The organism is Pseudomonas paralactis (assembly GCF_001439735.1).
Taxonomy (GTDB): Bacteria; Pseudomonadota; Gammaproteobacteria; order Pseudomonadales; family Pseudomonadaceae; genus Aquipseudomonas; species Aquipseudomonas paralactis.
On the sequence record NZ_JYLN01000016.1, the window covers coordinates 1 to 24,956 of the forward strand.

The window sequence follows — 24,956 nt, forward strand, 5'->3', positions numbered from 1 at the left end:
GGCTGACAAAGACTGATTGATCGTCGTATGCTTTTTCATGGGCTCGCCCTCGCTGTCGTTGGCTTCTATAAGAATGCCACCGTGGCGCATAGACGCCTCGGCTTGGGCGAGTCCATCTAATTACAGTAGTTCGGGGTTGATCCCTCCCACATTTTGATGGAATTTCAGTCCAGTAATCGGGTGATGGCTCGTACGATCATCTCCACTTCCTTGCGCTCCAGCGTCAGTGGCGGCAACAGGCGAATGATCTTGCCCCGCGTGACGTTGATCAACAGCCCATGCTCCTGCGCCGCCCGTTGGGCCAGGTGGCGGTATGGGCTGGCCAGTTCAATCCCGACCATCAAGCCCTTGCCACGAATCGCCCGCACATGCGGGTGCCCGTCCAGCTCCATGCGCAAGCGTGCCAGCAAGTGTTCGCCCTGGTGTGCGGCGTTCTGCAACAAACCTTGCTGCTCGATGATCTCCAGCACCGTACACCCGACGCGACACGCCAGCGGGTTGCCGCCAAAGGTGCTGCCATGGCTGCCTGGGGTGAACAGTTCGGCGACGGCGGCGCGAGCCAGGCAGGCGCCGATGGGCACGCCATTGCCCAGGCCTTTGGCCAGGGTCATCACGTCGGGCAGGATGCCTTCGTGCTGGAAGGCAAACCAGGCGCCGGTGCGCCCGATGCCGGTCTGGATTTCGTCGAGCATCATCAGCCAGCCGTGGCGCGTGCAGTGGTCGCGCAAGGCTTTCAGGTAACCCGCTGGCGTCACCAACACACCACTTTCGCCCTGGATCGGCTCAAGCAACACGGCGGCGATGCGCGTGCCGAACTGCGCAGTGATCGCCTCCAACGCCTGCATATCGCCGAACCCCACCTTGATGAAATCCCCCGGCAGGCGCTGAAAGCCCAGGCGCACCGACGGCCCGTCGCTGGCGGCCATGGTGCCCAGCGTGCGGCCGTGGAAGGCGTTTTCCATCACCACCACCAACGGCTGTTCAATGCCTTTTTTCCAGCCGTGCAAGCGCGCCAGTTTCAGGGCTGTCTCGTTGGCCTCGGCGCCGGAGTTGTTGAAGAATGCGCGATCCAGCCCGGACAGTTGCGCCAGGCGCTGGGCCAGCCGTTGTTGCCAGTCGATGCTGTAGAGGTTGGACGTATGCAGCAGCAAACCGGCTTGTTCGCTGATAGCTGCCACCAGCCTGGGGTGGGAATGGCCGACATTGGTCACCGCCACTCCGGCGACAGCGTCCAGGTATTCGCGGCCCTGCTGGTCCCACAGGCGCGTGCCCAGGCCACGGGTGAAACTCAGGGCCAGGGGTTGATAGGTGCTCATCAGGCAGGCGGCGGTCATGGTAGGGGCTCCAGTGCATCGTTGCGGTGATGGAAGTATCGTTAACCACCTGCACTGGATAAACTGCGAATATCTGCAATGACTTTAAAGCAGGGCTTGATAATGGATCTGTTCCAGGCAATGTCGGTCTACGTGAAAGTGGTCGAAACCGGCAGCATGACCGCCGCTGCTCAGGAATGCGGGATGTCGACCACCATGGTGGGCAACCACCTGCGGGCGCTGGAGCAACGGCTGGGGGTGAGCTTGCTCAAACGCACCACGCGTAAACAGAACCTGACCGAATTTGGCGGGCAGTATTATCAGCGCTGTCTGGAAGTGCTGGGGCTGGTGGCGGACTCCGAGCTGCTGGCCGAGCAGATCCACAGTGAAGCCCCTAAAGGCAGCCTGCGCATCACCGCGCCTCCGGTGTTCGGCACCGAACGTCTGGTGCCGGCGTTAAGCGAGTTTTCCCAGCGCTACCCGCTTATCGACCTGTACGTAGTGCTGAGCAACGAACGAATGGACCTGGTCGACAGCGGCTTCGACGTGGCGATCCGTCTCGGTGAACTGGAGACCTCCAGCCTGATCGCCCGGCCCATGCAGCCTTACACCCTCACCCTCTGCGCGTCGCCTGCCTACCTGGCGCGACGCGGCACGCCGCAGACCCCGGAGGACCTGCAACAACATGACTGCCTGGCCTTCGCCTACCCTGCGAACGACAACTGGCGTGACACCGACAAACTGTGGCGCATGAGCGGCGATGGCGGCGAGGTGGAGGTTCCGGTGGCGGGCTCGTTGACCATCAACAGCTCCCAAGGCTTGCGCCAGGCGGCCGTCAACGGCATGGGCATCACGATGCTGGCCGACGCCCTGGTGCAAGCGGACCTGGAGAGCGGCAAGCTGGTGGCCCTGTTAACCACCTATAAATTGCCCAGCCGCCCGATGCACCTGCTGTATCGCCATGACCGTTATCGCCTGCCCAAGCTGCGGGCATTTGTCGATTTTGTCATGGAGAAGTGGGCACATTAAAAGCCACGCCCAACGCCCGCAAACGCTCGGCGGTACGCTCGGCCGACACATGATGAATGCCCTGCCAGCCCAAGGCGACGGCAGCCTCGGTGTTGCCGGCAACATCATCAATAAACACCACCTCACTCGGCCGTATATCCGGCAGATGAGCGCGGATCTGATTGAGGCTGGCGTGGTAGATCGCCGGGTCAGGCTTGATCAACTTCAATTCGCCGGACACGACGATGTTGCGAAAGCGCTGCAGGAACGGATAGTTCGCTCGGGCGTAGGGGAAGGTTTCAGCCGACCAGTTGGTGAGCCCGAACAGCGGCATATCGGCCTGGTGCAACGCTTCTAGAATCGCCACGCCGTCAGGTAACTCACCGCGCAGCATCTCGTGCCAACGCTCGTAGTAAGCCTGAATCAAGGGTTCGTGATCGGGATGCAGAGCAATCAGGGTGCGGGTGGCTTCGGCCAACGTACGACCGGCATCCTGCTCGGTGTTCCAGGCCTGGGTGCAGATGTTATCGAGGAACCACTGCCGCTGCGCCTCATCGGCGATCAGCTTGCGGTACAGGTGCTGCGGGCTCCAGTCGAACAGAACACCGCCGAAATCAAAAACTACTGCACGAATCGTCATCAGATCCTCCGTTAGCGTGGCTTGATAGCTGCTGGAGTCTGACAGATCTGAAAGAGGGAGGCGCCCGCAGGAGCGTAAGAAGTATCTGAAAAAGACGCGGATCAAATGTGGGAGGGGGCTTGCCCCCGATAGCAGGGTGTCAGCCACTGAAGATAGTGACTGATACACCGCCATCGGGAGCAAGCCCCCTCCCGCATTTTTAACCGCGTCGACTTAGGCTTGGATCAGGCCGTTGATTTTGACGGTCGGGTTCACATCCGCGTCGTAATCCACGCCGTCGACCTCAAAGCCAAACAAGCGCAGGAACTCAGCCTTGTAACCGGCAAAATCGCTGATTTCGTTGACGTTGTCATCGGTGACCTGGTTCCACAGCGCAGCCACGGCGTCCTGAACCTTGGGTTCGAGCTCGGCCAGGTCGGCGCGCAGGCGGCCGTCGGCGTCGAGTTTCGGCTCGCTGCCGTACAGGCTGTCCTTGAACAGGCCATAGACCTGCTCGATGCAGCCTTCGTGGGTGCCCTGCTCTTTCATCACCTTGAACAGCAGCGACAGGTACAGCGGCATGATCGGGATCGCCGAGCTGGCCTGGGTCACCACCGCCTTGAGCACCGACACCCGGGCGTCGCCCTTGAGCGCAGCGAGGTTTTCGCGCAGGGTCAGGACTTTCTTGTCCAGGTCTTTCTTGGCTTCGCCGATGGAGCCGTTCCAGTAGATGTCCTGGGTCAGCTTCTCACCCAGGTAGGTGAACGCGGTGGTCTTGGCGCCTTCGGCCAACACATCGGCGTCACGCAGGGCGTCGATCCACAGCTGCCAGTCTTCGCCGCCCATGACCTTCACGGTACCGTCGATTTCTTCCTGGGTCGCAGGCTCAAGCGTGGTGTCGACTACCACGCCCTTGTCGGTGTTGATCCCACGCAGGGTCACGGCCTTGCCGATTGGCTTGAGGGTGGAGTTGTGCACCACGCCTTGCGGGTCGGTACGGCGTGGGGCGGCCAGGCTGTAGACCACCAGGTCGATCTTGCCCAGGTCTTTCTTGATGGTCTCGATGGTCAGGCGCTTGATCTCGTCGGAGAACGCGTCGCCGTTGATGCTCTTGGCGTACAGGCCTTTTTCCACAGCAAACTTCTCGAACGCCGCGCTGTTGTACCAGCCAGCGGAGCTCAGCTTGCCTTCTTCGCCTTCTTTCTCAAAAAACACGCCCAGGGTGTCGGCGCCGCAGCCAAACGCAGCACTGATGCGCGCGGCCAGGCCGTAGCCGGTGGAGGCACCGAGGACCAGTACCTTTTTAGGGCCGCCTTCGATGACGCCGTTTTTGGTTACGTAGTCGATCTGCTCTTTGACGTTCGCTTCACAGCCAACAGGGTGAGCGGTCACACAGATAAAGCCACGAACCCGCGGTTTGATGATCATAAAAATTTCTGCCTCTTCCAAGGTGCCGAAGGCCAATAGTGGCCATTCAACTTCAATCGTACCGGTCTATGACGCCTGAAAAACCAAAGCGTCACGATAGTCGCAAATCTTCTGTTCTCAAAATTCAATCCACAACGCTCCGGACTCGTCCCTGCCGGGCGTTAAAAATTGTGCACAGGCTTCACAATTTTCGAACCATTTAAAACGCCTGCGCGGCCCATAAAGTCCTATCATGACGATATTGTTTCATTATGTTTCAAAGTTGGAGCCATGTTTCATGAGCAAAAGTGCTGTCGGCAAAAAGCTGGTGTCCCTCGCCTGGGTAGTCGGCGTGTTGCTATTGATTGGCTGTTTTCCGCGAACCTGCCTGGTGTTTCTGCTGCTGGTGGTGGTGTGCGGTGTCTACGATTTCTTGCGCAATGGCCTCTACGACCGCGACACCTTCAAGAAATACTTCATCGGCAACGGTCGCAATACCTGGGTGCTGGCGCCGTTCAACACCCTGCTCGACCTGCTGAGCAGCCGCAACCAGCATGTCTATACCCTGCACGACTTGCCCCCCGCGTGGCGCCAAGACCTGCAACAGGTGATCGACGACGCCATGGCCCGCAAGGATGAAATCATCGGTTACCTGGACGAACGCATGGCCGAGAAGAAACGCGGCATGTTGTTCTTCCAGTGGTACGGTCGCCCGATCGAAACCACCCTGGATATCCCGCAGTTGCGCAAAAAACTGCCATTTGTGAAGACCATCGGTGTCTCGGTGTTCAACGAAAACCGCTCGACCTCGTTCCACTTCGGCCCCCTGCGCATGATGTTCCGTGTGCTCTACAACATGGCCCCGGCGCCCCACCATGAAGGCGTGTATATCCAGGTGGGCAAGCACAAGCACTACTGGCATGACGACCCGCTGTTTATCTTCGATGACACGCTGATGCATGCGTCCTTCAACAAAAACGACGCCAAGCGCTACTGCCTGTTCATCGACATCGTGCGCCCGACGATGCTGCCGTCGGTGCTCAACGCCGTGATCGCAGGCTTTGCCGGGCTGGTCTTTACCCTGCGTCGGGTTTTCTACAAAAACTGGAAGCTGATTCAGTAAGTTCTGCGGCATGATGGTGTTGGACGGTATTTGCGCTGGGCCTTGCGCCTGAGGTAAATAACCGTCTCGTGCGACCTTAATTGGCGCTCACCCTTCTCAAGCCATCGCCCCCAAGCAAGCGCGGTGGCTATGCTTTCAAGGAATCAGAATGCCCCAACGTCAAGTCATCAACGCCTCCGTCAGCCCCAAGGGCAGCCTCGAAACCCTGTCCCAACGTGAAGTGCAGCAACTGAGCGAAGCCGGTACCGGCAGCATCTACACCCTGTTCCGCCAATGCGCCCTGGCGATTCTCAACACCGGCGCGCATATCGACAACGCCAAGACCATCCTCGACGCCTACAAAGACTTTGAAGTGCGCATCCATCAGCAAGACCGCGGCGTACGTCTGGAACTGCTCAACGCCCCAGCCGATGCCTTTGTCGATGGCGAAATGATCGCCAGCACCCGCGAAATGCTGTTCAGCGCCCTGCGCGACATCGTCTACACCGAGAACGAGCTGGACAGCCAGCGTATCGACCTGAGCAACTCCCAGGGCATCACCGACTACGTGTTCCACCTGCTGCGCAACGCCCGTACGCTGCGCCCGGGTGTGGAGCCCAAGATCGTGGTGTGCTGGGGCGGCCATTCGATCAACACCGAAGAATACAAATACACCAAGAAAGTCGGGCACGAACTGGGCCTGCGCAGCCTCGACGTGTGCACCGGTTGCGGCCCAGGCGTGATGAAAGGCCCAATGAAGGGCGCGACCATTTCCCACGCCAAGCAACGCATCACCAATGGCCGTTACCTGGGCTTGACCGAGCCAGGCATCATCGCCGCCGAAGCGCCGAACCCGATCGTCAATGAGCTGGTGATTTTGCCGGACATCGAAAAACGCCTGGAAGCCTTCGTGCGCGTCGGCCACGGCATCATCATCTTCCCCGGCGGCGCCGGCACCGCGGAAGAGTTTTTGTACCTGCTGGGCATCCTGATGCACCCCGATAACCGCGACGTGCCGTTCCCAGTGGTGTTGACCGGGCCCAAACACGCAGCGCCTTACCTGGAACAGCTGCACGCGTTCGTCGGCGCCACCCTCGGCGAAGCGGCGCAGCAGCATTACCAGATCATCATCGACGACCCGGCCGAAGTGGCGCGCCAGATGACCACCGGCCTCAAGGCGGTGAAGCAGTTCCGCCGCGAGCGTAACGACGCGTTCCATTTCAACTGGCTGCTGAAAATCGACGAAGGCTTCCAGCGCCCGTTCGACCCTACCCACGAAAACATGGCCAGCCTGCAACTGAGCCACGCGCTGCCGGCCCATGAACTGGCGGCCAACCTGCGCCGGGCGTTCTCCGGGATCGTGGCGGGTAACGTCAAAGACAAAGGTATTCGCCTGATCGAAGAAAACGGCCCGTATGAGATCCACGGCGACCCGGCGATCATGAAACCTTTGGATGAATTATTGAAGGCGTTCGTGGCCCAGCACCGCATGAAACTGCCGGGCGGCGCGGCGTATGTGCCGTGCTATCGCGTGGTGCAGTAAGCCAGCGGCGGTCGGTCATAGTTTGTATTCGTTTGGGACATGGCACGACGTGTGAGGAACAAGAGTTCGGACTAGGGTTTTACTATTCCGACTCATTCACCTCAGCGAGCGACCTATGGACCAACGGATATTGTCCTCCGTCATTCCTTACCCTAAGGTAAGGAATATCACGATGGAGATCTTCACTATGGCCACCGCCACACTCACTTCAAAAGGGCAAATCACCATCCCTGTGCAGGTCAGGACAGCCCTGGGCCTGGAAACAGGCGACCGGGTGGAATTCGTCGAAATGGAAGACGGCAAGTTTTCCATGATTGCCGCCAGCAAAACCGTCAGGGACCTCAAGGGGTTGATCCGCAAACCCGCTCATGCCGTGTCTATCGAAGACATGAACCGCGCCATCGCGGCCCAGGGAGCAAGCGCTGGATGATCGGCCTGGATACCAATGTGCTGGTGCGTTATGTGACCCAGGATGACCCGGTCCAATCCGCCAAGGCGTCCCAACTGATCGAATCGCTCACCGCCGCCTCACCCGGTTTCGTCAGCCTGGTGACGCTGACGGAACTGGTGTGGGTGTTGCAGTCCTGCTACCAGTCGGCCAAAAGCGACGTGGTGACGGTGCTGGAGACCTTGCTGCACACACGGGAACTGACCGTCGAGCACGCCGATGTCATCTGGCAGGCCCTACGCAAGTTCACCGCAAGCAAAGCCGACTTTGCCGACTGCCTGGTTGAACGCTGTGGTCATGCGGCGGGCTGCGAGTACACCGCCACCTTTGATCTGAACGCGGCCAAGGCTGCGGGGATGAAACGGCTCGGCTAGCCCGCTGTGTTTGTGTAGGAGCGAGCTTGCTCGCGAAAAACTCATAGGCTCCGCGTGCAACCTGAATGCCCGCGTAACCGTTGACGTTTTTCGCGAGCAAGCTCGCTCCTACAGAGAAGAGGGAGAGGAGGTTAGGTCAGCGTATCCAGCCGCCGATCTGCCAGTGGTAGCCATCATTACGCTGCACCCAGTGCGGGTGTACATAACGATACCCCTGGCGCACCGGTTCCCAATGGCCGTGCACTGCCACGTAACGCCCGCCTTCCCAGCGCCAGTAACCGCGTGACCAGATATAACCTTCGCGCACCGCCGGCTCGACTTCAATCACCTGCACCGGCGGCGGTTGCGGCGCCACCACATCCACGTACTCGTGTTGCACCGGCCTGCGCTCATGCACAACACGCTCTTGCACACACCCGGAAGCCGCGACCACCATGGCGGCCAATGCTGCATAACGTAGCAACATACAAAACCCTCGGGCGCGAACGCCCAACACCTGCACTGGTAAAAATCCCCCTTGTTTCAGCCACGCTCCTGCTTGGCCCTGGGTACTTTTTAACAGGCGGTGTCTGTCGGGTTGCTGAACCTGCCAGCCTCAGTAAGTACAGGCGACAGTCGGTCGCTTCAGGCGCACCAGCACCAACCCCGCCACGACCACGGCAATGCCCGTGTAGGTCGATGCGTGGATCACATCGCCAAACATCAACGCCGCCCACACCAACGTCACCGGCGGCTCCAGGTACACCAGCGCCGCCACATGGGTCGCCGTCATCACCCGCAGCAGCATCCACAGGCTCAAATAGGCGAGGAAGGTGGAGAACACCGTCAGCCACACAATCGAGATCAGTACGTTGGTGTCATGGGGAATACTCAGGGTGTCGGTGTAGATCACGGCCGCGGTAAAACCTATCAAGGTCAACAGCGACTGGATAAACAGCGGCAATACCAACCCGCTGTCCTGGGTCTGCACCGAACGACGCTCGTACAAGGTCGCCAGTGTCAGCCCAAGTGCCGACACCAGAGGCAAGAGATACATGACCAACCCGACACCCTGCTGCCCGCCACCACCATACTGCCCGGCAATCACAATCGACACACCGACAAAGCCGATCATCAACCCCAACCACTGCCAGCCGCCACTGCGCTCGGACTCCATGCCCGTCGACAATGCCGCTGTCATCAACGGCTGTAACGCCGCAATGATCGCCGCGATCCCGGGCGGTAGACCGTTCTGGATCGCCACGTAGAGGCAGCTCAAATACAGGAACTGCGACAGGAACCCGACAACTGCGTGATGACGAATCTGCTGCCAGGAAACCCTCAGCAACCGTCTGTTCAAAAACACTGCCAGGCATAACGAAACCAACAAAAAACGCCAGAACAAAAGGTTGAAGGCTCCAGCACTCTGCGCGCCTAACTTGGCACCTATAAAGCCGGAACTCCAGGACAGGACAAAGACGACCTGAAGCAGTAACAACCGCGTGTAGCCGATACGAGCCGTCATCGTGCCCCCTGCAACTGCAACGGCACGAGTTCGCCAAACGTGATGGGGTCAATCCCCAAACGCCGATATTGCTCGCTGGCGGGTCGCACCAGGTCACGCTTGAGCTGGAACCACGGCTTGATGGTACGCAGCACGCCATCGTCGGATGCCAAGTGCCAGAACTTATTGACATCCGCCTGACTGTAAGGACAGTGAAACGACAACACCAACGACATGCGCCGGCCTTGAGTGAGTGGGCGCACGCCATGAAACACTCGACTGCCGTAGATATACACCGCATCGCCACTGGCTTTCACACCACAGCTTCGCACGTTGTCATTGAGGCTTGCGACATCAAAGCGCTCCACAGGGCCCTCAAAATAAACGAACTCTCCACCTTCGTACTCGCTGGGCTCAGACAGCATTATGTTCAGCACAAAGCTGGTTCCATCGGTATGCCACATACCGATCTGTGCCCTATCGTGCAGAGCCTGGGGCGGGTAGAAGTAATTGACCTGGGAACGGGCGCGCAAGAAAGGGTGCGGAACCAGCGGCACACCTGCAATTTTTGACACCGCCAGCAGGAACGCCCGACTGTCCATCATCTCCCGGATAAGTGTCGATGACCGCGTTGCCGCACGGGTACGGTTAGAGATAATCCAGTCGCTGGTGCTGGACCCCGCCTCCAGCTGATAACACGCTCGCCTCAACTCGGCGATGCCCTGCTTATTGAACAGCCCCGAGACCTGAGCCACTGCCGTCAACTGCTCGGGCTGGGCAATTACTAGTGGCGACCTCATGTACCCCAGGTTCGCTAAGCTGCGATGACCTGTGAGGCATGGGCCATCACTGCGCAAATAACTGTCACTCCAGTGTTGCAACGTGTCGAGCAGGGCCCCGGGATGCTTACATCGAGATGCGGGAACCAGTGATGCTTGCAGGGCTGACTTCAGGTGACCGGCTCCCCGAAGTGATACCAAATATCGAGCACCATATTTCATATCTATCTGACTCCATGCTTTGTCACTCACAATGGATGCCAGCAAAAGCCGTACGCTCTCACTGGCACTTGCCGTGATATATCGAAGTTCATCAATGCCACAGGCGCCATCCATCATTAGGTCACCCTAGACAGGTGCCACTTGCTCCAATGCCTTATCAACCAACAACAAACCTTGCTCGGTCATCTGCTGAATCCCGAGAGCAAGCCCCCTGTGAGCGCCTTCAAGCTCAAATGCCAGGTTGGATATCAAATTATTAACGGATGAGAACGTCTCAGCAGCGTTAGCCAGAAGTGTTTCGGTATCCACATCAGAAGAAACCGAAAAGAGACTAAGCTTTGATCGAGCCGCCGTAGCGGAGTTGTCTGCTTTCGTACTTCGAGAACGGTTGGGTTTTGTCTTATCCATAGCGCAGTTCCTTTCGCAGTTTTGATCACACAGCGCCGTGATGACGCCGGCTAAATAAAAGGCTAGGCTGCGAGCATGATTTTGTATATTTGAATAATCTGCACAACTAATCCCAAAAAGAAGAATCATGAGCAAGCAACTCAATATCGATCTGCTTCGAACCTTTCATGCGGTCGCCCGCTTCCGTCGCTTCAATGAAGCAGCGAGCCATGTGCATCGGAGCGCTTCGACCGTTACGACGCAGATTCAAAAGCTGGAAGACTTAGTCGGCCAACGCCTGTTCAGCCGGAGTAACCAAGGTGTTGAGCTGACGATGTATGGCAAGAAACTACTCAGCGAAACCACCGACTTTCTCAAGAGCCACGACCGCTTACTGGCCTCCTTAACCCCCCAGCGCATGCAAGGAAGGATTCGCCTGGGGCTTCCCGATTCTTATGCGCCGGCTTTCATGCGCGACTTCCTGCCGCAGCTTATCGCTGACAATCCCTTGCTTGAGTTGGAAATAGAAGCCAGATCCAGTGGCGAACTGTTCACCATGTTCAGCCGGGAACAGATTGATTTGGCATTGATCGTCAGTGCTCAGCCGTTGGAGCAAGGAGAACAGTTGGGTTCGATACAGCCTGTATGGGTTGTTTCCGACCAATTCAAAACACCCGAACAGGCGCCGCTACCCATCGCAGTGCAATTGACCGGTTGCCCCTATCGAGCCTCAGCGATACGAGCGCTGAAAGAGCATGGAGCCTACTATCGAGTCCTGCTGGAAAGTGCCAGTTCTACTGCGGTAGAAGCCGCAGTGTTCTGCGGATTGGCCGTTGGACTGATTGAAGAAAGTCGATTAACAGTTGGGTTGACTCAAAATATCCCCGGCGTTCGCCTACCTGAATTGCCGCGCCACCACATCTACTTGTTGTCCGATAGCGCAAACCATTTGGCGCTTCATCTGCATGAACAACTCAAAAAGGGGTTCACCCTCTGAATACACACAAAAAAGCCCGCTGACCGTCACCGGTTCAGCGGGCTTTTTCGTGGGTGTTGCTTACAGCGCCAGGTCAGACGCCGGCTTGCTTGGCTCAGCCGCAGGCTTGGCAGCCTCGGTAGCCTGTGGAGCAGCCAGTTGCGGGATCGCTGGCGGTGGTGTCAGTTGCAGCACACCGGCAGTGTAGGCCCATTCCTTGGCAACAGCTTCAGGGCTGTCGTTCAGCTTGGTGCCGTAGCTTGGCACGATCTGGTGCAGTTTTTCCTGCCAGGCCGGGCTGGCTACTTTGTCCTTGAACACCTTTTGCAGCACGGTCAGCATGATCGGAGCCGCGGTGGACGCGCCTGGCGATGCACCCAACAGGCCTGCGATGGTGTTGTCGGCAGAGCTGACCACTTCGGTACCCAGCTTCAGCACGCCGCCTTGCTCTTCATCACGCTTGATGATCTGCACGCGCTGGCCGGCTTGCCACAGGCGCCAGTCGGACTGCTTGGCGTTCGGGAAGTACTCTTGCAGCGCCTTGAAACGGTCATCATCAGACAGCATCAGTTGGCCGGCGAGGTACTCGACCAGTGGGTATTCACGAATACCGACTTTGGTCATAGGCCAGATGTTGTGGGTGGTGGTGCTGGTCAGCAGGTCCAGGTACGAGCCTTCTTTCAGGAACTTGGTCGAGAAGGTGGCGAATGGGCCAAACAGAATCACGCGCTTGCCATCCAGCACACGGGTGTCCAGGTGCGGAACCGACATCGGTGGCGAACCTACCGAAGCCTTGCCGTAGGCCTTGGCCAGGTGCTGCTCGGCGATGGTCGGGTTCTCGGTCACCAGGAATGAACCACCCACCGGGAAGCCTGCGTATTCCTTGGCTTCAGGAATGCCCGACTTCTGCAGCAGGTGCAGGGCACCGCCGCCGGCGCCGATGAACACGAACTTGGCGTCGGTTTCAGTCTTGGTGCCGTCTTTGAGGTTTTTGTAGCTCACACGCCACGAACCGTCGTCGTTGCGGGTGATGTCCTGCACTTCGCTCGACAGCTTCAGGTCAAACTTCGGCGTGGTTTGCAGGTGAGCGACGAACTGGCGGGTGATCTCGCCGAAGTTTACGTCGGTACCGATTGGGCTCCAGGTGGCCGCGATTTTCTGGTTGGGGTCACGCCCTTCCATCATCAGCGGAACCCACTTGGCGATTTGCGCCGGGTCTTCGGAGTACTGCATGCCAGCGAACAGCGGGCTGGCCTTCAGGGCTTCGTAGCGCTTTTTCAGAAACTTGATATTGTCATCGCCCCACACAAAGCTCATGTGCGGAGTGGAGTTGATGAACGAACGCGGGTTCTTCAACACGCCCTGCTGAACCTGCCAGGACCAGAACTGACGGGAGATCTGGAACGCTTCGTTGATCTCGACCGCTTTCGGGATCTCAACGTTGCCGTTCTTGTCTTCCGGGGTGTAGTTCAGCTCAGCCAGGGCCGAGTGACCGGTACCGGCGTTGTTCCAGCCGTTGGAGCTTTCTTCGGCCACGCCATCGAGGCGCTCGACCATCTCCATGGACCAGTCCGGCTCCAGCTCATTGAGCCAGACACCCAGGGTTGCACTCATGATGCCGCCGCCGATCAGCAGCACATCGACTTTCTTTGCCTCTTCCGCGTGAACGGACGTGATCCCCATCGACAAAGCCAGCCCCAGCAGGGCAGTGTTTACTTTTTTAAACATCAGTAGCACCTATGATAAAACGCCATCCGCCCTACCGCCCCCGATCATGAGTAACCCTCGTTCACGCTACGTCAGGCAACGTACCGCGGGGTCTGCACAGTCACATAAAGGCTGCAGGGTGGGCACACAAGGCCGATGGATCGACCTCACTGTTATGTCCCTTCTGCGCTGACTTCTTATCATTATTGGCTTCAGCTACCTGGGCGACAGCCAACCGCTGGGACGTATACGGGTGTACGCACCAGGGAAAGACTAGCCCAAGACGGCGCGCAGAATATCACGCTAAACAGCGTTTATGCGCCGTTTGGCCAATTGACAGGCCTAAATCCCGGGTTTTAATGCGCCCCTGTCAAGCCTGGCAGCCGCGACCTGCGGTCACAGGCGTGGAACTCTGCCGCAAATGGCGGTTCTAGACACCCTCGTCGCGGCTTGCGTAGCATCGACGACCGTCTTCGTGCACTTCACCCCAACAGAGTTACCCATGACTATCCAGCAAACACCCGGGCACGTACTGCCCGCGCGCAGCGCCGCCAAAATGGAAGCAGCCATGGCCGTGGGCGCCTTCGCGATCGGCACCGGCGAATTCGCCATCATGGGCCTGATGCCCGACATCGCCCAGAACCTGGGCCTGAGCGAACCCCAGGTGGGCCACGCAATCAGCGCCTACGCCCTGGGCGTGATGGTCGGCGCCCCGCTGCTGGCCATCCTCGGCGCCAAGCTGCTGCGCAAACACATGCTGCTGTTGCTGATGGGCCTGTACGCCCTGGGCAACTTCGCCACCGCCTTCACCCCCACCTTCGGCTCGCTGGTGGCCTTCCGCTTTATCAGCGGCCTGCCCCACGGCGCCTACTTCGGCATCGCCGCCGTGGTCGCCTCCAGCATGGTACCCACCGACAAACGCGCCGGCGCCGTAGCCCGCGTGATGATGGGCCTGACCCTGGCCATGCTGCTGGGCAACCCCATCGCCACCTTCCTCGGCCAACACCTGGGCTGGCGCTCGGCGTTCGCCCTGGTCAGCGTGATCGCCCTGCTCACCATCGCCCTGGTCTGGCAATTCGTGCCCCACCGCCACGACGAACAACGCAGCGACCCACGCAAAGAACTGCGCGCCTTCACCAAACCCCAGGTATGGATGGCCCTGTCCATCGGCGCGATTGGCTTTGCCGGGATGTTCTGCGTATTCAGCTACCTGGCGCCGACCATGCTGGAAGTGACCAAGGTCTCGCCGCAGTGGATTCCGTTTGGCCTCGCCGCGTTTGGCGTGGGCGGCATCATCGGCAACATTGCCGGTGGCAAACTGTTTGATCGTATGCAGTTTCGGGCAGTGGGTTTGATATTGGTGTGGTCGATGGCCGTGCTGCTGTTCTTCCCCTTCGCCGCCTCGTCGCTGTGGGGCGTGCTGCTGAGCATGGGGTTGGTGGGCACCATGGTCGCGTTGGCGGCGCCGTTGCAGATTCGCTTGATGGACATTGCCCACGAAGCGCCGAGCCTGGCGGCAGCATCGAACCATGCGGCGTTCAACCTGGCGAATGCGCTGGGGCCGTGGTTTGGGGGGATGGCGATTACGGCAGGGTTGGGCTGGACCAGCACCGGCTACATCGGTGCTGCTACAGCGCTGGTGGGTCTAGGTCTCTACCTGGTTGCCCGGCGGATGAAAGGCGGCCATTAACGGCTCGCCTAATACCGATCAGCTAAGCGAACACACTACTCAAAACAACGAATATCCAATGTGTGGAGCTTGCCTACGAAAGCAGTGGTCAGTTATAGATTCAGTGACTGACATGCCGCCTTCGCGAGCAAGCCCGCTCCCAAAGGGATCCGAGCCGGGCGCTGATTCTGCGAGCGATACATGGCCAATGTGGGAGCTGGCTTGCCTGCGATAGCGGTGTATCAGTGACAGATGAATTAACTGACCCACCGCCATCGCGAGCAAGCCCTCTCCCACAGGGATCCGAGCCGGACGCTGATTCTGCGAGCAATACATGGCCAGTATGGGAGCTGGCTTGCCTGCGATAGCGGTATATCAGTGATAGATGAGTTAACTGACCCACCGCCATCGCGAGCAAGCCCTCTCCCACAGGGATCCGAGCCGGGCGCTGATTCTGCGAGCAATACATGGCCAGTATGGGAGCTGGCTTGCCTGCGATAGCGGTATATCAGTAACAGATGAATTAACTGACCCACCGCCACCGCAGCATCAATATTTATATCTACACAACTTCGGCACGACGCTGCACCTGTGGCGAGGGAGCTTGCTCCCGTGAAGACCTGACAGCCGACGAAAATGCGGGATCAGACCGCGTACCTATCCGTTACTCAGGCAACGGCTACTTAGCGCTCCACCCAAACGGCAGCTCACTTTGCAAAGCAGCAAAGCAAGCAAAACACTCTTGCCCCACCACCCCATCAATCATCATGCAACAACCCCGAACCATACTCCCCATAACTACTCCCCAGCCCACTGCCACCGAAATTCATCTTCGCGGCTTTGTTGGGACTATGGTCGCCAAATGCCTGGCATCCGCCTGAAAAGCACGGGTCACTGTTCACGCTCGATGAAGATGAACAAGCGCTCAACAGCAACGTGCCGGTGATCATCACAACTTTGACGAGGTTCGAGATCATGGTTTCAGTTCCCTATGGGCTGGAGGCGCTGGGGTCCTCTCTCGCAGGGAATCGTAGACCTCAACGGCGCAGGGAATTATGAAACTTTGCGGGGGGACAGCATGAGTTCAGGTTGCCGCCTTGGGTAAGGCGGCAGGGTTGGTTGTCAGGCTTTGACTGAGGCCGTTACAGGCGCAACCTGCTCCTGGGCTCGGTCAACGAGCAGCGAACTCAACTCGATTAACTGCTGGATGCCCAGGGCGATGGCGCGTTGGGAGTCGTCGAGGTCGAACGCCAAGGTGGCGGCCATTTCGTTGGCGGATGCTAGGTTTTCGGCCGCGTTAGCCAGGAGGGTCTCGGGGTCGATGGTTGGGTTTACGAGGAATAGGTTGTTGCTTGGGCGTTCGACGGGTGCAGCGTCGCCGGATGGGGGCAAGTGATGATGGATTGCTCGCTGGGCTGCGGCTTGAAGCTTGGCATCGACGGACGATGCGGTTTGATCAATTGAAGAACTGCGTGTGTTGTTGTGCATGGGCGAAGCTCCAAATATTTACGGGAGTTAAAAACGCCTTAGCAGTTCGGACTTCCACCTCCGGCCGCTGGGTTTGCAACGGCCCAACGAGATTAGCTACGGATGGTCCAAGGTGCGGATTCCACGCGCAGTTGGACACCCATTCCACGAACACTTGGACAGTGATTCCACGCTGACTTGGACACTCATTCCACGAGCATTTGGACAGTGATTTTCCACTGACCCAGCCCATGCTCAGGCAGGCAGCGACGCAGGATTATTCACTACCATCGACCTCTTTTCTCGAAGCGAAGAGGTCGTCGTGGAGCGTATATCCATGCGTAAAATCCGAGAGGTACTACGCCTAAAGTTCGACGCCGGCCTGTCCGTGCGCAAGATCGCCACCAACCTTCGCATCAGCAGTGGCAGCGCCGGCAACTACCTGCATCGCTTCAACGCTTGCGGGCTGACCTGGCCGACGGCGTTGTCGGATGCCGAACTGGAACGCTGTCTGTTCCCGCCAGCGCCGACGGTTCCCAGCGATCAACGTCCGATGCCGGACTGGGCTCATGTCCATGCCGAACTGCGGCGTCCCGGCGTCACCCTGGCCCTGCTTTGGCAAGAGTATCGACTCAGCCATCCGCAAGGCTTCCAGTACAGCTGGTTCTGCGAGCATTACCGCCTCTGGGCCGCCAAGGTCGACGTGGTCATGCGCCAGGAACACCGTGCCGGCGAAAAGCTGTTTGTCGATTACGCTGGCCAGACCGTGCCAGTCATTGATCGGCGAACCGGCGAGATCCGCCAAACGCAGATCTTCGTCGCCGTCCTCGGCGCGTCCAGCTACACCTTTGCCGAGGCCACTTGGTCGCAGAAACTGCCCGACTGGCTGGGCTCGCACGTGCGCTGCTTCGCCTTTTTCGGCGGTACATCGCAGATCCTGGTACCGGACAATCTGCGCAGCGGCGTTACCAAAGCGCATCGTTACGAGCCTGACATCAATCCCAGTTACCGCGACCTGGCCGAGCATTACGGCGTGGCCGTATTGCCTGCCAGATCCCGCAAGCCTCGGGACAAAGCCAAGGTCGAAGTCGGCGTGCAAGTGGTCGAGCGCTGGATCCTGGCAGTGCTGCGCAACCGCCAGTTCTTCTCGCTGGGCGAACTCAACACGGCAATTGGACTGCTGCTGGATCGACTCAATCAGAAACCCTTCAAGAAGCTGCCCGGCTCACGCCGGTCGGTCTTCGAGACCATCGACCAACCCGCGCTGCAACCGCTGCCGGAACACCCGTACGTCTACGCCGAATGGAAAAAGGTACGAGTACACATCGACTACCACGTCGAGGTCGACGGCCATTACTACTCGGTGCCGTATCAGCTGGTGAAGCACCAACTCGAAGTGCGGCTGACGGCGCAGACCGTTGAATGCTTCCACGCCAATCAGCGCGTGGCCAGCCATCTGCGCTCGGCACATAAAGGCCGCCACACCACCCAAACCGAGCACATGCCCAAGAGCCACCGCGAACATGCCGAGTGGACACCGCAACGGCTGATCCGCTGGGCCGAGCAGACCGGCCCGAACACGGCTGGCGTCATCGCCCACATCCTCGAACGCCGAATCCATCCGCAGCACGGTTTCCGCGCCTGCCTGGGCATCCTGCGCCTGAGCAGACAGCACGGCGAAGAGCGGCTGGAAGCCGCTTGCCAGCGTGCGCTGGCGCTGGGCGCATGCAGTTACAAAAGCCTCGAATCGATCCTGCGCCAAGGCTTGGAACGGCTGCCGCTGACCCAGCAAAACCTGCCACTGCTGCCCGAAGAGCACATCAACCTGCGTGGCCCCGACTACTACCACTGACCTGAAAAGGAGCATCAAGATGCTACCCAACCCGACTCTGGACAAGCTGCAAACCCTGCGGCTGCACGGCATGATCAAAGCGCTGAGCGAGCAACACGCAACGCCCGACATCAGCGATCTCAGCTTCAACGAACGCCTTGGCCTGATGGTCGACCGCGAACTGACCGAGCGTGAAGATGCTCGGCTGACCACTCGCCTCAAATCCGCGAGACTACGCCACAACGCCTGCTTGGAAGATATCGATTACCGCAGCCCACGCGGCCTGGACAAGGCCCTGATCCTGCAACTCGGTAGCGGCCAATGGCTGCGTGACGGCCTGAACCTGATCATCGGCGGCCCGACAGGCGTAGGCAAAACGTGGCTCGCCTGCGCGCTGGCCCATAAGGCTTGCCGGGACGGTTACAGCGTGCGTTATCTGCGTCTGCCTCGCTTGATGGAAGAACTGGGCCTGGCCCACGGCGACGGTCGCTTCGCCAAACTCATGGCGGGTTATGCCAAGACCGATCTGTTGATCCTGGACGACTGGGGCCTTGCACCGTTTACCGCCGCGCAGCGGCGCGACATGCTGGAACTGCTGGACGACCGTTACGGAAACCGCTCGACGCTGGTGACCAGCCAGATGCCGGTGGATAAATGGCATGCGCTGATCGGTGATCCGACCTTGGGCGATGCGATCCTCGACCGGCTGGTGCACAACGCTTACCGCATCGAACTGAAGGGCGAATCGATGCGCAAGCGCGCAACGAAATTGACTGCAACCGGGACTTCAGACTAACAATGCGAACCTGCGTCGCTGCGCTCCGACTGCCTGTCCAAATGATCGTGGGCTGAGTGTCCAAGTCTCGTGGAATCCGCAGTCCAAGGGGCAAGCCGAGAAAGCGTGGGACATTTCCTAGAAATTTTGACCTATTCCCAAAGATCGCTCTGTCGCTTCCTGCATTGTTCCGATGATGGATTGGAACTGCTAATCCTGTAGGCCTTGCATTCCTTGCCCTGCAGAGCTGACCTGAAAGCCGCGTACCACTTTTGTACCAACACAACTTCCAAGCAGTGACGCCATGATCCTAACGACAGGTGGCAATCGGCCAGAAGCAGCCACTTACTGCCAGTAGAGTCAGCTTCGGACTGCTCCGTCTGCATCAATATCGTGGTCTGTCCCCAATTACGCGGCAAGCAATGATATGAGGTCGCGTGTGGGGACGTTTAGAAACAAGAAAGCCCGCACGGGGCGGGCTTTTTTTGGGGGGCCGACCATGTGGGAACTTGTATATGGTGCGCCGGGGGATTGAGCCCACTTGGACAAGTTCGCAGTGTCCGGCATAGCCCTACTTGGTTGGGTACCGCCTTGGCAGGGTGGTGCATTGAGCTGAAAAGCTCTGCTTCCTGCGTGACACTTCTGGGGCGCTATCGTGGGCGGACTCTGCTTATCAAGGTTACCTACGGTGGCGTTCTGCAACCTTGCTGTGATGGTGGCATCAGGACGCTCTCGGTTGCAGATTAGCTGATCGTAGTGCCCGGCTTTAGGTGGGATTTTTTTCAATAAAATCAGTTTGTTATCTATTGTTGATAAATGTGTCATTTTTTTGGTGTGCGGTGTCCGTTGCTCACTAGTGTAATGGGGGAGCGGCTGTTGTATGATGGTCCATTACGATTTTCTCGGCTGTCAAACGGATGGCTTGAGCTTGGTTTCTATGAAAAATCGCCTATGAGGCTTCTGAAATGACCCAGTTAAGTTCTGAATGCTTGGATTTGAAAAAGACCGGGCAGCTTGTCTATTTCTTTCTGAAAAAGGCATCAGAGCGGCAAATGCATGTCACCAAACTCCGCCTTATCAAGTGGATATATCTTGCGGAGAGGGAGTCTTACAAAGAGTTTGGCGAGCCATTGATTAATGACAAGTTGTGCTCTTTGGAACATGGTCCCGTTCCGTCTGGCATCTTATCCATTATTGAGGGTAAGAAAGAGAATGTATGGAAAGATATATTCTCAGTGGCTCGTGATGGCAGTCGGCATCAATATCTTCAGCTGGTGGAGAACTGTGTTTATTCTAGTTCCGATGATCTGGATAGATTTAGCGATGCTGAAGTTCAACTGATCGAGTCTGTTTGGGCGGAATATGGCGTTTGGTCATCTAAAAGGCTAGAAACTCATCTGCACGATGCTTCTGCGTTTCCAGAATGGAATTGGAAACAAGGAGACAAAACAAATTGGATTGAGTTGGAAACTCTTCTGTCTTCTGTTGGATTCTCAGATGATCAGATTCCTCAGGTCGTATCAAACATCGTAGCGTTTAGCTCTCCTCAAGCCACTAGCTCTGGCGTTTAATATGACTGGTATGCAGGCTGTTGCTGTTGTGCCTTGTATCCAGGTCGGTATGGGTATATTCATTCCCAGCGGCCCGTCTGGAGAGCACCTCTTTGTTGTGATTGCGGGTATACAAGTAATTGATGGGAAGGATAAGGTTTTGCTGGCTCCCATTGAGAGTCATCATGACAAAGCCGATTCATCGTGCTTGCTCGGTGTTGGCGATCATGAGTTCATTCGACATCCATCTTTCGTAGGTTATCATCACTGCAGGATTGATGATGTGGAGACGCTGGAGGCGCGTTTGAGTTCCAGGTACTATCGAGTTGCAGATACTGCTGTTTCTACCCCTGTTCTAGAGAGGATTAAGTTAGGGTATAAGAGATCATCTCGAATCCCGCGACATATAAAGAATGATTGGGGTTCTCTTTAGTTAGCTGAGTTTTACCTGGAAAAGCCTGTAGTATTGTCTTAAGTGCGGAAAATTGGACAGATTTATTTACTGGTCACCGTCCGCTTCTGGCCGATTTCTGCCGCTAGCGACTGGCAGAAATCGGCCAAAAGCAGACCTTCCTTAAATCTTCAAATAGCTTACAAACCAGATACCTGCACAAGTTAAGGCGAGACGGCATGGCACTTTCCGAAGGCAGTATCATAAAGCTGATCACTATTGATCGAGCAGCGTTGGTACTCGCGGACTGGTTGAACTCTCGGGAGGCGGCTCCTGGAGATATCGCCGTGGTGGAAAGGATTTCAATAGGGGAGGCTGGATCCACTGTTCTCTTGTTGTGCGAGCCAGAAGCAGGGTTTCTTGAGTGGAGAGCGTCATATTTTGAGGCTGGGTTGACCTATGAAGTGCTGAGTAGCTTTCCCCATGACGTCGGCTCTTGAATGTCTGCTCAGGGTCGACTACTGCCGGTCGCGAGCGGATAACATCAGCCTTTTCGGTGATGGATTGGAACTACTAACGCTACAGACCTTGTAACACGTGACCTATAGGTCGCCATAAAAATCTCCGTACCACTTCTACCACTCCCCTGCCAAGCATGGTATCTCTTCGCACATATCTCCTCCGCGTATATCCGCTGCTATGCTTCATGCTTTCAGAACAAGGGCGATATTGATGGCGAGCGAATATTCACTGGCGGATGTGCTTGAAAGAATGTATGAGAACCAACTGGCGTTAGAGGCGGCAATTATGGAGCTAGCGTTATGGACGGAAGAGCGTGGCGAGTTGACGACTGGTGGGAACGTCCGTGGTGCCCTTCAAACGCTTGGTGATAACGCAGGCTACATTAAACAAGGCTTAGCGAGGCTGAGGAAGCAGGTTAGTCCATAAATAAATTAATTTACAATGCGACAAGAGATTCAAACGTACCGGACGTTTGAATCTCTTCATCACCTACTTTACGAAAATTAGCCCCATCCCAACATGCACCTGAAAAAAATCCGAACAGCGTTAGCACAAGCGCTTTAGCACTAGCGATACTCTATAGGATACATACCATCAAACTGGTGATTAGATTCAAGTATGAAAACTCTAAGCCTTTCCATCTGCTTTTCTAAGTCTAAGCGTTTCAAGTCAGCAACATAATTAGCTGTATAATGCTGCGCCACTTTAACCTTGTTCGCCTCTTTTATCTCTCCTCCCTTGGTCTTGTTATACTTCAGAAGATTCGCCCATTGCCCACGGCTTTCCAGTGATTTCGCTGAAGGGTGGACAGCAAGAACAGTTGCCTCGACCAATGTTTCATCTAAGTAGTTCTCAACTTCTCGACCCTTTGTAACCCAAGCAAATCCAGGGCCAACGTCGAACTCCTGTTGCAGCCGCTGCTTAGTTAAGGACAATTTAGCATGTGCGCTAGATCTATCACTGTCAAACATTATCACCGAATGCCTGTTCAGCTTTCTAATACTTATAAAATCTTCAAGCCTTTCTTGCTCATCGCTATCCAGTGCCGACAGATGGCTAAATAGCCGGCCGCCGTAAAACATTACTGAATAGTGCACACCCTCCACAAAACTATCAACAAGGGTAGCGATCCAATAATTCAAGTAAATCCTGTCGGAAGGTCCTTCAACCCAGATAACACAGTTAGCCTGCAAAATATCGGAAGCTTTATAACCAAGATTACTACAGATTTCTGAACGTTGCCTGGTGCTCGATATAGCCTCGACTTCAGTAGCCCCATCAACTTGAGTAACATGAAAAATCTCCGCCTCTACAGCATCTAATAGATGCGCAGAATGAGTGGTAAAAAAATATTGATTATTAGTTTTATTATTCAGGTATGCTACCAACTTCCGCTGAAGCAAAGGGTGCAAATGCAGCTCGGGCTCTTCTATACACAATATACTATCCTCGAGCAGAGTAGCGGCCGCTGCAAGTATGATAACCTCATGCACACCGGTCCCTAAGGATTCTAGTGGCAAGGTTTTACCGTCCATATGAACGAGTATCATATCTCGATCATGAGGTATCTCTATTGAGGCACTTAAATTTTCGAGCACATCGGATAAGAAATTATTTATTGCAGTAAATTTTAATTTATCTTTTTGAAGTTGCAAAGTCGGGTTCTGGATTTTCGCCAAGCGTTCGATTATCCCTTCTCCGCTGAAATCCGTAGCCTCAGTTCCCGAAGCTCCTATTTTCCTGATTGCAGGAATCACTTCAATCTTTGGGATAGTGTTTGGACAATAAGCAAGCGCTAGAATTGTTTCCGGAATCCAATGATCTTTTAAATTCCCACGACCCTGTTTAGTTAAAGCCGCCCATAAAAACTGCCATTCATTGGGTTTAAGTATCCCCTCCACGTGCTCTCGATCATAAACCAAGGCAAACCTTTTATTCAATTTTTCGTATAGATAAACGAACCACAATCTCGCCCCGTCATTAAACACTGGACTCATCAGTACTTTTTTCGCTAACTCCACATGGTGACTAGAGCCCTCGTTGCCAATTTTCCCCCGAAGAAACTCATCAATATCAGAAAACTGCATATTAAACGCGACTCTACGATCGACCTTACCTTTCGAAATATGCTCATCTATCGCGGACAGTTGAATAGCGTCATTTACTTTCTCGCCTTTTACTCCACGCAAAAGCGTGGGATAGTGATAAAAAAGAAAATTAATAATATTAGATTTACCAATATTATTTTGACCTATAATAAAATTTACCTTTTTTAATGGAGCCAACTTAACTAGTTTATCACCAATACTTCGATACCCCGAAAAACCAAATCCCTTTAGCAACATATCACCCTCAGCCTTCTGATTAAATTATACATAACAGCTGTTCCGCTTTTTTTAGATATTTCTACAAAACATGCAGTGCATCACCGATGATCGCTTTTGAATTGCTCGAAGTCGTATCACTCCGAACGGTGCAATAGCATTACTAGATATTTAAATTCACCCAAGCTAAGAACCAGGTTCAAACCGCGCACTTCCGCCTGTCGCATCCTCTCGATGCCTCCAGAGGCACAGCCCCACCGACAAGCCAGCCTGATGATCGTTATTATAGTCTCGAAGTGTCTGTGCGACAGCGTTCATGCGCAACAGCTTGCGAACCTCCGCCAGCCCCAGTCCCTTGGAATTTACAGTTTTTCATGTCGACCCACGGGAAAGAGGTTAGGAGGGTTAGTTTTTTGCTGGTTGCCCTGAAGGCCCTGTTCCTTATGGCTTTTCGAAGGGACGGTCGGGTTAGCTTCTCGGTTAGGTCTGGTTATTTCCTAACCTTTGTCAGTGTTAAATATTCAATACTTTAATTCCTTTAAAAACAGCTAGTTACGAAAAGCTAACCTTTAACCTAACCCAACCTAACCCATCAAAGTTAGGTCTCTCCCCCAACAAATACGGGGTTTCCAAGCCGACAGACCCCCCTTCAAAGAAAACTAACCTTTTTCCCGAACCACCTACAAAATTCAGGCGTTCGTGCGTACTTATAGGCGTTGCGTAAAACATCCACCTTCGCAGGGTTTCGCAGGTTTTTGCCCCCCTCCAAACGCCGAGCAAGCGCCCAGCCTGAGCCGCCGCGAGTGGTTCGCAGGTGTGCAGAAAAAACGACCCCTTTAGCCCGCAGGCGAGGTGGGGGGACGACGGCGCGCGCCAGGTGCAGACCATCCTACCGACCGCCTGTAGCACGTCACTTCCCCGGCAACTTGTGGCACGCCACACCCCCGCACCGTAGGCGTGCGCATCGGCCCGGCGACGTGCCCTGACGCCGCCGAGCCACGACACGCCGGCCAACGTGTCAAGGCCCCGTATTTACTGGCTGAAGCCCTGCTTTCGATT

The 24,956-nt window shown here is 56.2% G+C and carries 23 protein-coding genes; 12 read left to right on the forward strand and 11 right to left on the reverse strand.

The window, feature by feature from the left end; translation table 11 throughout:
- Positions 1-164: 164 nt before the first annotated feature.
- Positions 165-1,334, reverse strand: coding sequence for an aspartate aminotransferase family protein (locus tag TX23_RS25320; RefSeq protein ID WP_057704520.1), 1,170 nt, complete (start codon positions 1,332-1,334; stop codon positions 165-167).
- Positions 1,335-1,436: 102 nt separating this feature from the next.
- Here TX23_RS25320 and TX23_RS25325 point away from each other — a divergent pair, with 102 nt between their 5' ends.
- Positions 1,437-2,342 carry a LysR family transcriptional regulator gene (locus tag TX23_RS25325; RefSeq protein ID WP_057704521.1) on the forward strand — a complete coding sequence of 302 codons (906 nt, stop codon included), beginning with the start codon at positions 1,437-1,439 and terminating at the stop codon, positions 2,340-2,342.
- Here the strand turns inward: TX23_RS25325 and TX23_RS25330 are convergent.
- Complete coding sequence (locus TX23_RS25330) at positions 2,320-2,961, reverse strand: HAD family hydrolase (protein ID WP_057704522.1); 642 nt, start codon at positions 2,959-2,961, stop codon at positions 2,320-2,322. The two genes, TX23_RS25325 and TX23_RS25330, sit on opposite strands and share 23 nt — an antisense overlap.
- A gap of 213 nt (positions 2,962-3,174) precedes the next feature.
- Positions 3,175-4,368, reverse strand: coding sequence for an enoyl-ACP reductase FabV (gene fabV, locus TX23_RS25335; RefSeq protein ID WP_032902674.1), 1,194 nt, complete (start codon positions 4,366-4,368; stop codon positions 3,175-3,177).
- 277 nt (positions 4,369-4,645) lie between these two features.
- On the opposite strand from fabV, the gene TX23_RS25340 reads away from it, so the two are divergent.
- From TX23_RS25340 to TX23_RS25355, 4 genes are all read left to right on the forward strand, one after another.
- The gene (locus tag TX23_RS25340) at positions 4,646-5,470 is read left to right on the forward strand and encodes an aspartyl/asparaginyl beta-hydroxylase domain-containing protein (protein ID WP_057704523.1); all 825 of its coding nucleotides are present in this window, start codon (positions 4,646-4,648) and stop codon (positions 5,468-5,470) included.
- A gap of 148 nt (positions 5,471-5,618) precedes the next feature.
- Positions 5,619-6,992, forward strand: a complete 1,374-nt coding sequence (gene ppnN, locus TX23_RS25345) for a nucleotide 5'-monophosphate nucleosidase PpnN (RefSeq protein ID WP_057704524.1) — start codon at positions 5,619-5,621, stop codon at positions 6,990-6,992.
- A 172-nt stretch (positions 6,993-7,164) separates the two neighbouring features.
- Positions 7,165-7,422, forward strand: coding sequence for an AbrB/MazE/SpoVT family DNA-binding domain-containing protein (locus TX23_RS25350; RefSeq protein ID WP_057704525.1), 258 nt, complete (start codon positions 7,165-7,167; stop codon positions 7,420-7,422).
- Positions 7,419-7,814 carry a PIN domain-containing protein gene (locus tag TX23_RS25355; protein WP_057704526.1) on the forward strand — a complete coding sequence of 132 codons (396 nt, stop codon included), beginning with the start codon at positions 7,419-7,421 and terminating at the stop codon, positions 7,812-7,814. The genes TX23_RS25350 and TX23_RS25355 overlap by 4 nt, the downstream gene beginning before the upstream one ends.
- Positions 7,815-7,950: 136 nt before the next feature.
- Here the strand turns inward: TX23_RS25355 and TX23_RS25360 are convergent, their stop codons facing one another.
- The 4 genes from TX23_RS25360 to TX23_RS25375 all read right to left on the reverse strand — a co-directional run bounded on the left by TX23_RS25360 (position 7,951) and on the right by TX23_RS25375 (position 10,706).
- Positions 7,951-8,280, reverse strand: a complete 330-nt coding sequence (locus TX23_RS25360) for a YXWGXW repeat-containing protein (protein WP_057704527.1) — start codon at positions 8,278-8,280, stop codon at positions 7,951-7,953.
- 129 nt (positions 8,281-8,409) lie between these two features.
- Positions 8,410-9,318 carry a DMT family transporter gene (locus TX23_RS25365; RefSeq protein WP_057704528.1) on the reverse strand — a complete coding sequence of 303 codons (909 nt, stop codon included), beginning with the start codon at positions 9,316-9,318 and terminating at the stop codon, positions 8,410-8,412.
- Positions 9,315-10,097 (reverse strand): 2OG-Fe(II) oxygenase, encoded by a 783-nt coding sequence (locus TX23_RS25370; RefSeq protein ID WP_244885985.1) that lies wholly within the window; start codon positions 10,095-10,097, stop codon positions 9,315-9,317. The genes TX23_RS25365 and TX23_RS25370 overlap by 4 nt, the downstream gene beginning before the upstream one ends.
- Before the next feature lie 327 nt (positions 10,098-10,424).
- On the reverse strand, positions 10,425-10,706 hold the full coding sequence (locus tag TX23_RS25375; RefSeq protein WP_057704529.1) for a DUF6124 family protein: 282 nt from the start codon (positions 10,704-10,706) through the stop codon (positions 10,425-10,427).
- 127 nt (positions 10,707-10,833) lie between these two features.
- On the opposite strand from TX23_RS25375, the gene TX23_RS25380 reads away from it, so the two are divergent.
- On the forward strand, positions 10,834-11,682 hold the full coding sequence (locus TX23_RS25380; RefSeq protein ID WP_057704530.1) for a LysR family transcriptional regulator: 849 nt from the start codon (positions 10,834-10,836) through the stop codon (positions 11,680-11,682).
- 60 nt (positions 11,683-11,742) lie between these two features.
- On the opposite strand, the gene mqo is transcribed toward TX23_RS25380, so the two are convergent.
- Positions 11,743-13,389: a malate dehydrogenase (quinone) gene (mqo, locus tag TX23_RS25385; protein WP_014717590.1), complete on the reverse strand. Its 1,647-nt coding sequence runs from the start codon at positions 13,387-13,389 to the stop codon at positions 11,743-11,745.
- A 481-nt stretch (positions 13,390-13,870) separates the two neighbouring features.
- Here mqo and TX23_RS25390 point away from each other — a divergent pair, with 481 nt between their 5' ends.
- Entirely contained in the window at positions 13,871-15,058 is a 1,188-nt protein-coding gene (locus TX23_RS25390) for an MFS transporter (RefSeq protein WP_057704531.1), read from the forward strand.
- 737 nt (positions 15,059-15,795) lie between these two features.
- On the opposite strand, the gene TX23_RS27655 is transcribed toward TX23_RS25390, so the two are convergent.
- Together TX23_RS27655 and TX23_RS25395 are read right to left on the reverse strand one after the other, a co-directional pair.
- Positions 15,796-16,014: a hypothetical protein gene (locus TX23_RS27655; protein ID WP_080757698.1), complete on the reverse strand. Its 219-nt coding sequence runs from the start codon at positions 16,012-16,014 to the stop codon at positions 15,796-15,798.
- Positions 16,015-16,159: 145 nt separating this feature from the next.
- The gene (locus TX23_RS25395) at positions 16,160-16,525 is read right to left on the reverse strand and encodes a DUF6124 family protein (protein WP_057704532.1); all 366 of its coding nucleotides are present in this window, start codon (positions 16,523-16,525) and stop codon (positions 16,160-16,162) included.
- A gap of 316 nt (positions 16,526-16,841) precedes the next feature.
- On the opposite strand from TX23_RS25395, the gene istA reads away from it, so the two are divergent.
- From istA to TX23_RS28575, 5 genes are all read left to right on the forward strand, one after another.
- Entirely contained in the window at positions 16,842-18,356 is a 1,515-nt protein-coding gene (gene istA / locus TX23_RS25400) for an IS21 family transposase (RefSeq protein ID WP_057704533.1), read from the forward strand.
- A 19-nt stretch (positions 18,357-18,375) separates the two neighbouring features.
- A complete protein-coding gene (gene istB / locus TX23_RS25405; RefSeq protein ID WP_057704534.1) occupies positions 18,376-19,131 on the forward strand; it encodes an IS21-like element ISPsy14 family helper ATPase IstB in 756 nt (251 codons plus the stop codon).
- 944 nt (positions 19,132-20,075) lie between these two features.
- Complete coding sequence (locus TX23_RS25410; protein ID WP_057704535.1) at positions 20,076-20,681, forward strand: Panacea domain-containing protein; 606 nt, start codon at positions 20,076-20,078, stop codon at positions 20,679-20,681.
- Positions 20,682-21,290: 609 nt separating this feature from the next.
- Positions 21,291-21,551, forward strand: coding sequence for a hypothetical protein (locus tag TX23_RS25415; RefSeq protein ID WP_057704536.1), 261 nt, complete (start codon positions 21,291-21,293; stop codon positions 21,549-21,551).
- Between the two features lie 232 nt (positions 21,552-21,783).
- On the forward strand, positions 21,784-21,999 hold the full coding sequence (locus TX23_RS28575) for a hypothetical protein (RefSeq protein WP_057704537.1): 216 nt from the start codon (positions 21,784-21,786) through the stop codon (positions 21,997-21,999).
- Positions 22,000-22,139: 140 nt separating this feature from the next.
- Here TX23_RS28575 and TX23_RS25425 read toward each other — a convergent pair whose 3' ends face one another.
- Positions 22,140-23,918, reverse strand: a complete 1,779-nt coding sequence (locus TX23_RS25425; protein ID WP_057704538.1) for an ATP-dependent nuclease — start codon at positions 23,916-23,918, stop codon at positions 22,140-22,142.
- Positions 23,919-24,956 lie beyond the last annotated feature (1,038 nt).

Bases quoted from the DNA above. Each gene is read 5' to 3' on its own strand.
- TX23_RS25375 (WP_057704529.1), bottom strand. From the start codon at position 10,706: ATGGATAAGACAAAACCCAACCGTTCTCGAAGTACGAAAGCAGACAAC.
- mqo (WP_014717590.1), bottom strand. From the start codon at position 13,389: ATGTTTAAAAAAGTAAACACTGCCCTGCTGGGGCTGGCTTTGTCGATG.
- TX23_RS25320 (WP_057704520.1), bottom strand. From the start codon at position 1,334: ATGACCGCCGCCTGCCTGATGAGCACCTATCAACCCCTGGCCCTGAGT.
- TX23_RS25360 (WP_057704527.1), bottom strand. From the start codon at position 8,280: ATGTTGCTACGTTATGCAGCATTGGCCGCCATGGTGGTCGCGGCTTCC.
- TX23_RS25390 (WP_057704531.1), top strand. From the start codon at position 13,871: ATGACTATCCAGCAAACACCCGGGCACGTACTGCCCGCGCGCAGCGCC.
- TX23_RS25365 (WP_057704528.1), bottom strand. From the start codon at position 9,318: ATGACGGCTCGTATCGGCTACACGCGGTTGTTACTGCTTCAGGTCGTC.
- TX23_RS25425 (WP_057704538.1), bottom strand. From the start codon at position 23,918: ATGTTGCTAAAGGGATTTGGTTTTTCGGGGTATCGAAGTATTGGTGAT.
- TX23_RS25380 (WP_057704530.1), top strand. From the start codon at position 10,834: ATGAGCAAGCAACTCAATATCGATCTGCTTCGAACCTTTCATGCGGTC.
- istB (WP_057704534.1), top strand. From the start codon at position 18,376: ATGCTACCCAACCCGACTCTGGACAAGCTGCAAACCCTGCGGCTGCAC.
- TX23_RS27655 (WP_080757698.1), bottom strand. From the start codon at position 16,014: ATGATCTCGAACCTCGTCAAAGTTGTGATGATCACCGGCACGTTGCTG.
- istA (WP_057704533.1), top strand. From the start codon at position 16,842: ATGCGTAAAATCCGAGAGGTACTACGCCTAAAGTTCGACGCCGGCCTG.
- TX23_RS25350 (WP_057704525.1), top strand. From the start codon at position 7,165: ATGGAGATCTTCACTATGGCCACCGCCACACTCACTTCAAAAGGGCAA.
- TX23_RS25415 (WP_057704536.1), top strand. From the start codon at position 21,291: ATGGCACTTTCCGAAGGCAGTATCATAAAGCTGATCACTATTGATCGA.
- TX23_RS25355 (WP_057704526.1), top strand. From the start codon at position 7,419: ATGATCGGCCTGGATACCAATGTGCTGGTGCGTTATGTGACCCAGGAT.
- TX23_RS25370 (WP_244885985.1), bottom strand. From the start codon at position 10,097: ATGAGGTCGCCACTAGTAATTGCCCAGCCCGAGCAGTTGACGGCAGTG.
- TX23_RS28575 (WP_057704537.1), top strand. From the start codon at position 21,784: ATGGCGAGCGAATATTCACTGGCGGATGTGCTTGAAAGAATGTATGAG.
- TX23_RS25410 (WP_057704535.1), top strand. From the start codon at position 20,076: ATGACCCAGTTAAGTTCTGAATGCTTGGATTTGAAAAAGACCGGGCAG.
- TX23_RS25325 (WP_057704521.1), top strand. From the start codon at position 1,437: ATGGATCTGTTCCAGGCAATGTCGGTCTACGTGAAAGTGGTCGAAACC.
- ppnN (WP_057704524.1), top strand. From the start codon at position 5,619: ATGCCCCAACGTCAAGTCATCAACGCCTCCGTCAGCCCCAAGGGCAGC.
- fabV (WP_032902674.1), bottom strand. From the start codon at position 4,368: ATGATCATCAAACCGCGGGTTCGTGGCTTTATCTGTGTGACCGCTCAC.
- TX23_RS25395 (WP_057704532.1), bottom strand. From the start codon at position 16,525: ATGCACAACAACACACGCAGTTCTTCAATTGATCAAACCGCATCGTCC.
- TX23_RS25340 (WP_057704523.1), top strand. From the start codon at position 4,646: ATGAGCAAAAGTGCTGTCGGCAAAAAGCTGGTGTCCCTCGCCTGGGTA.
- TX23_RS25330 (WP_057704522.1), bottom strand. From the start codon at position 2,961: ATGACGATTCGTGCAGTAGTTTTTGATTTCGGCGGTGTTCTGTTCGAC.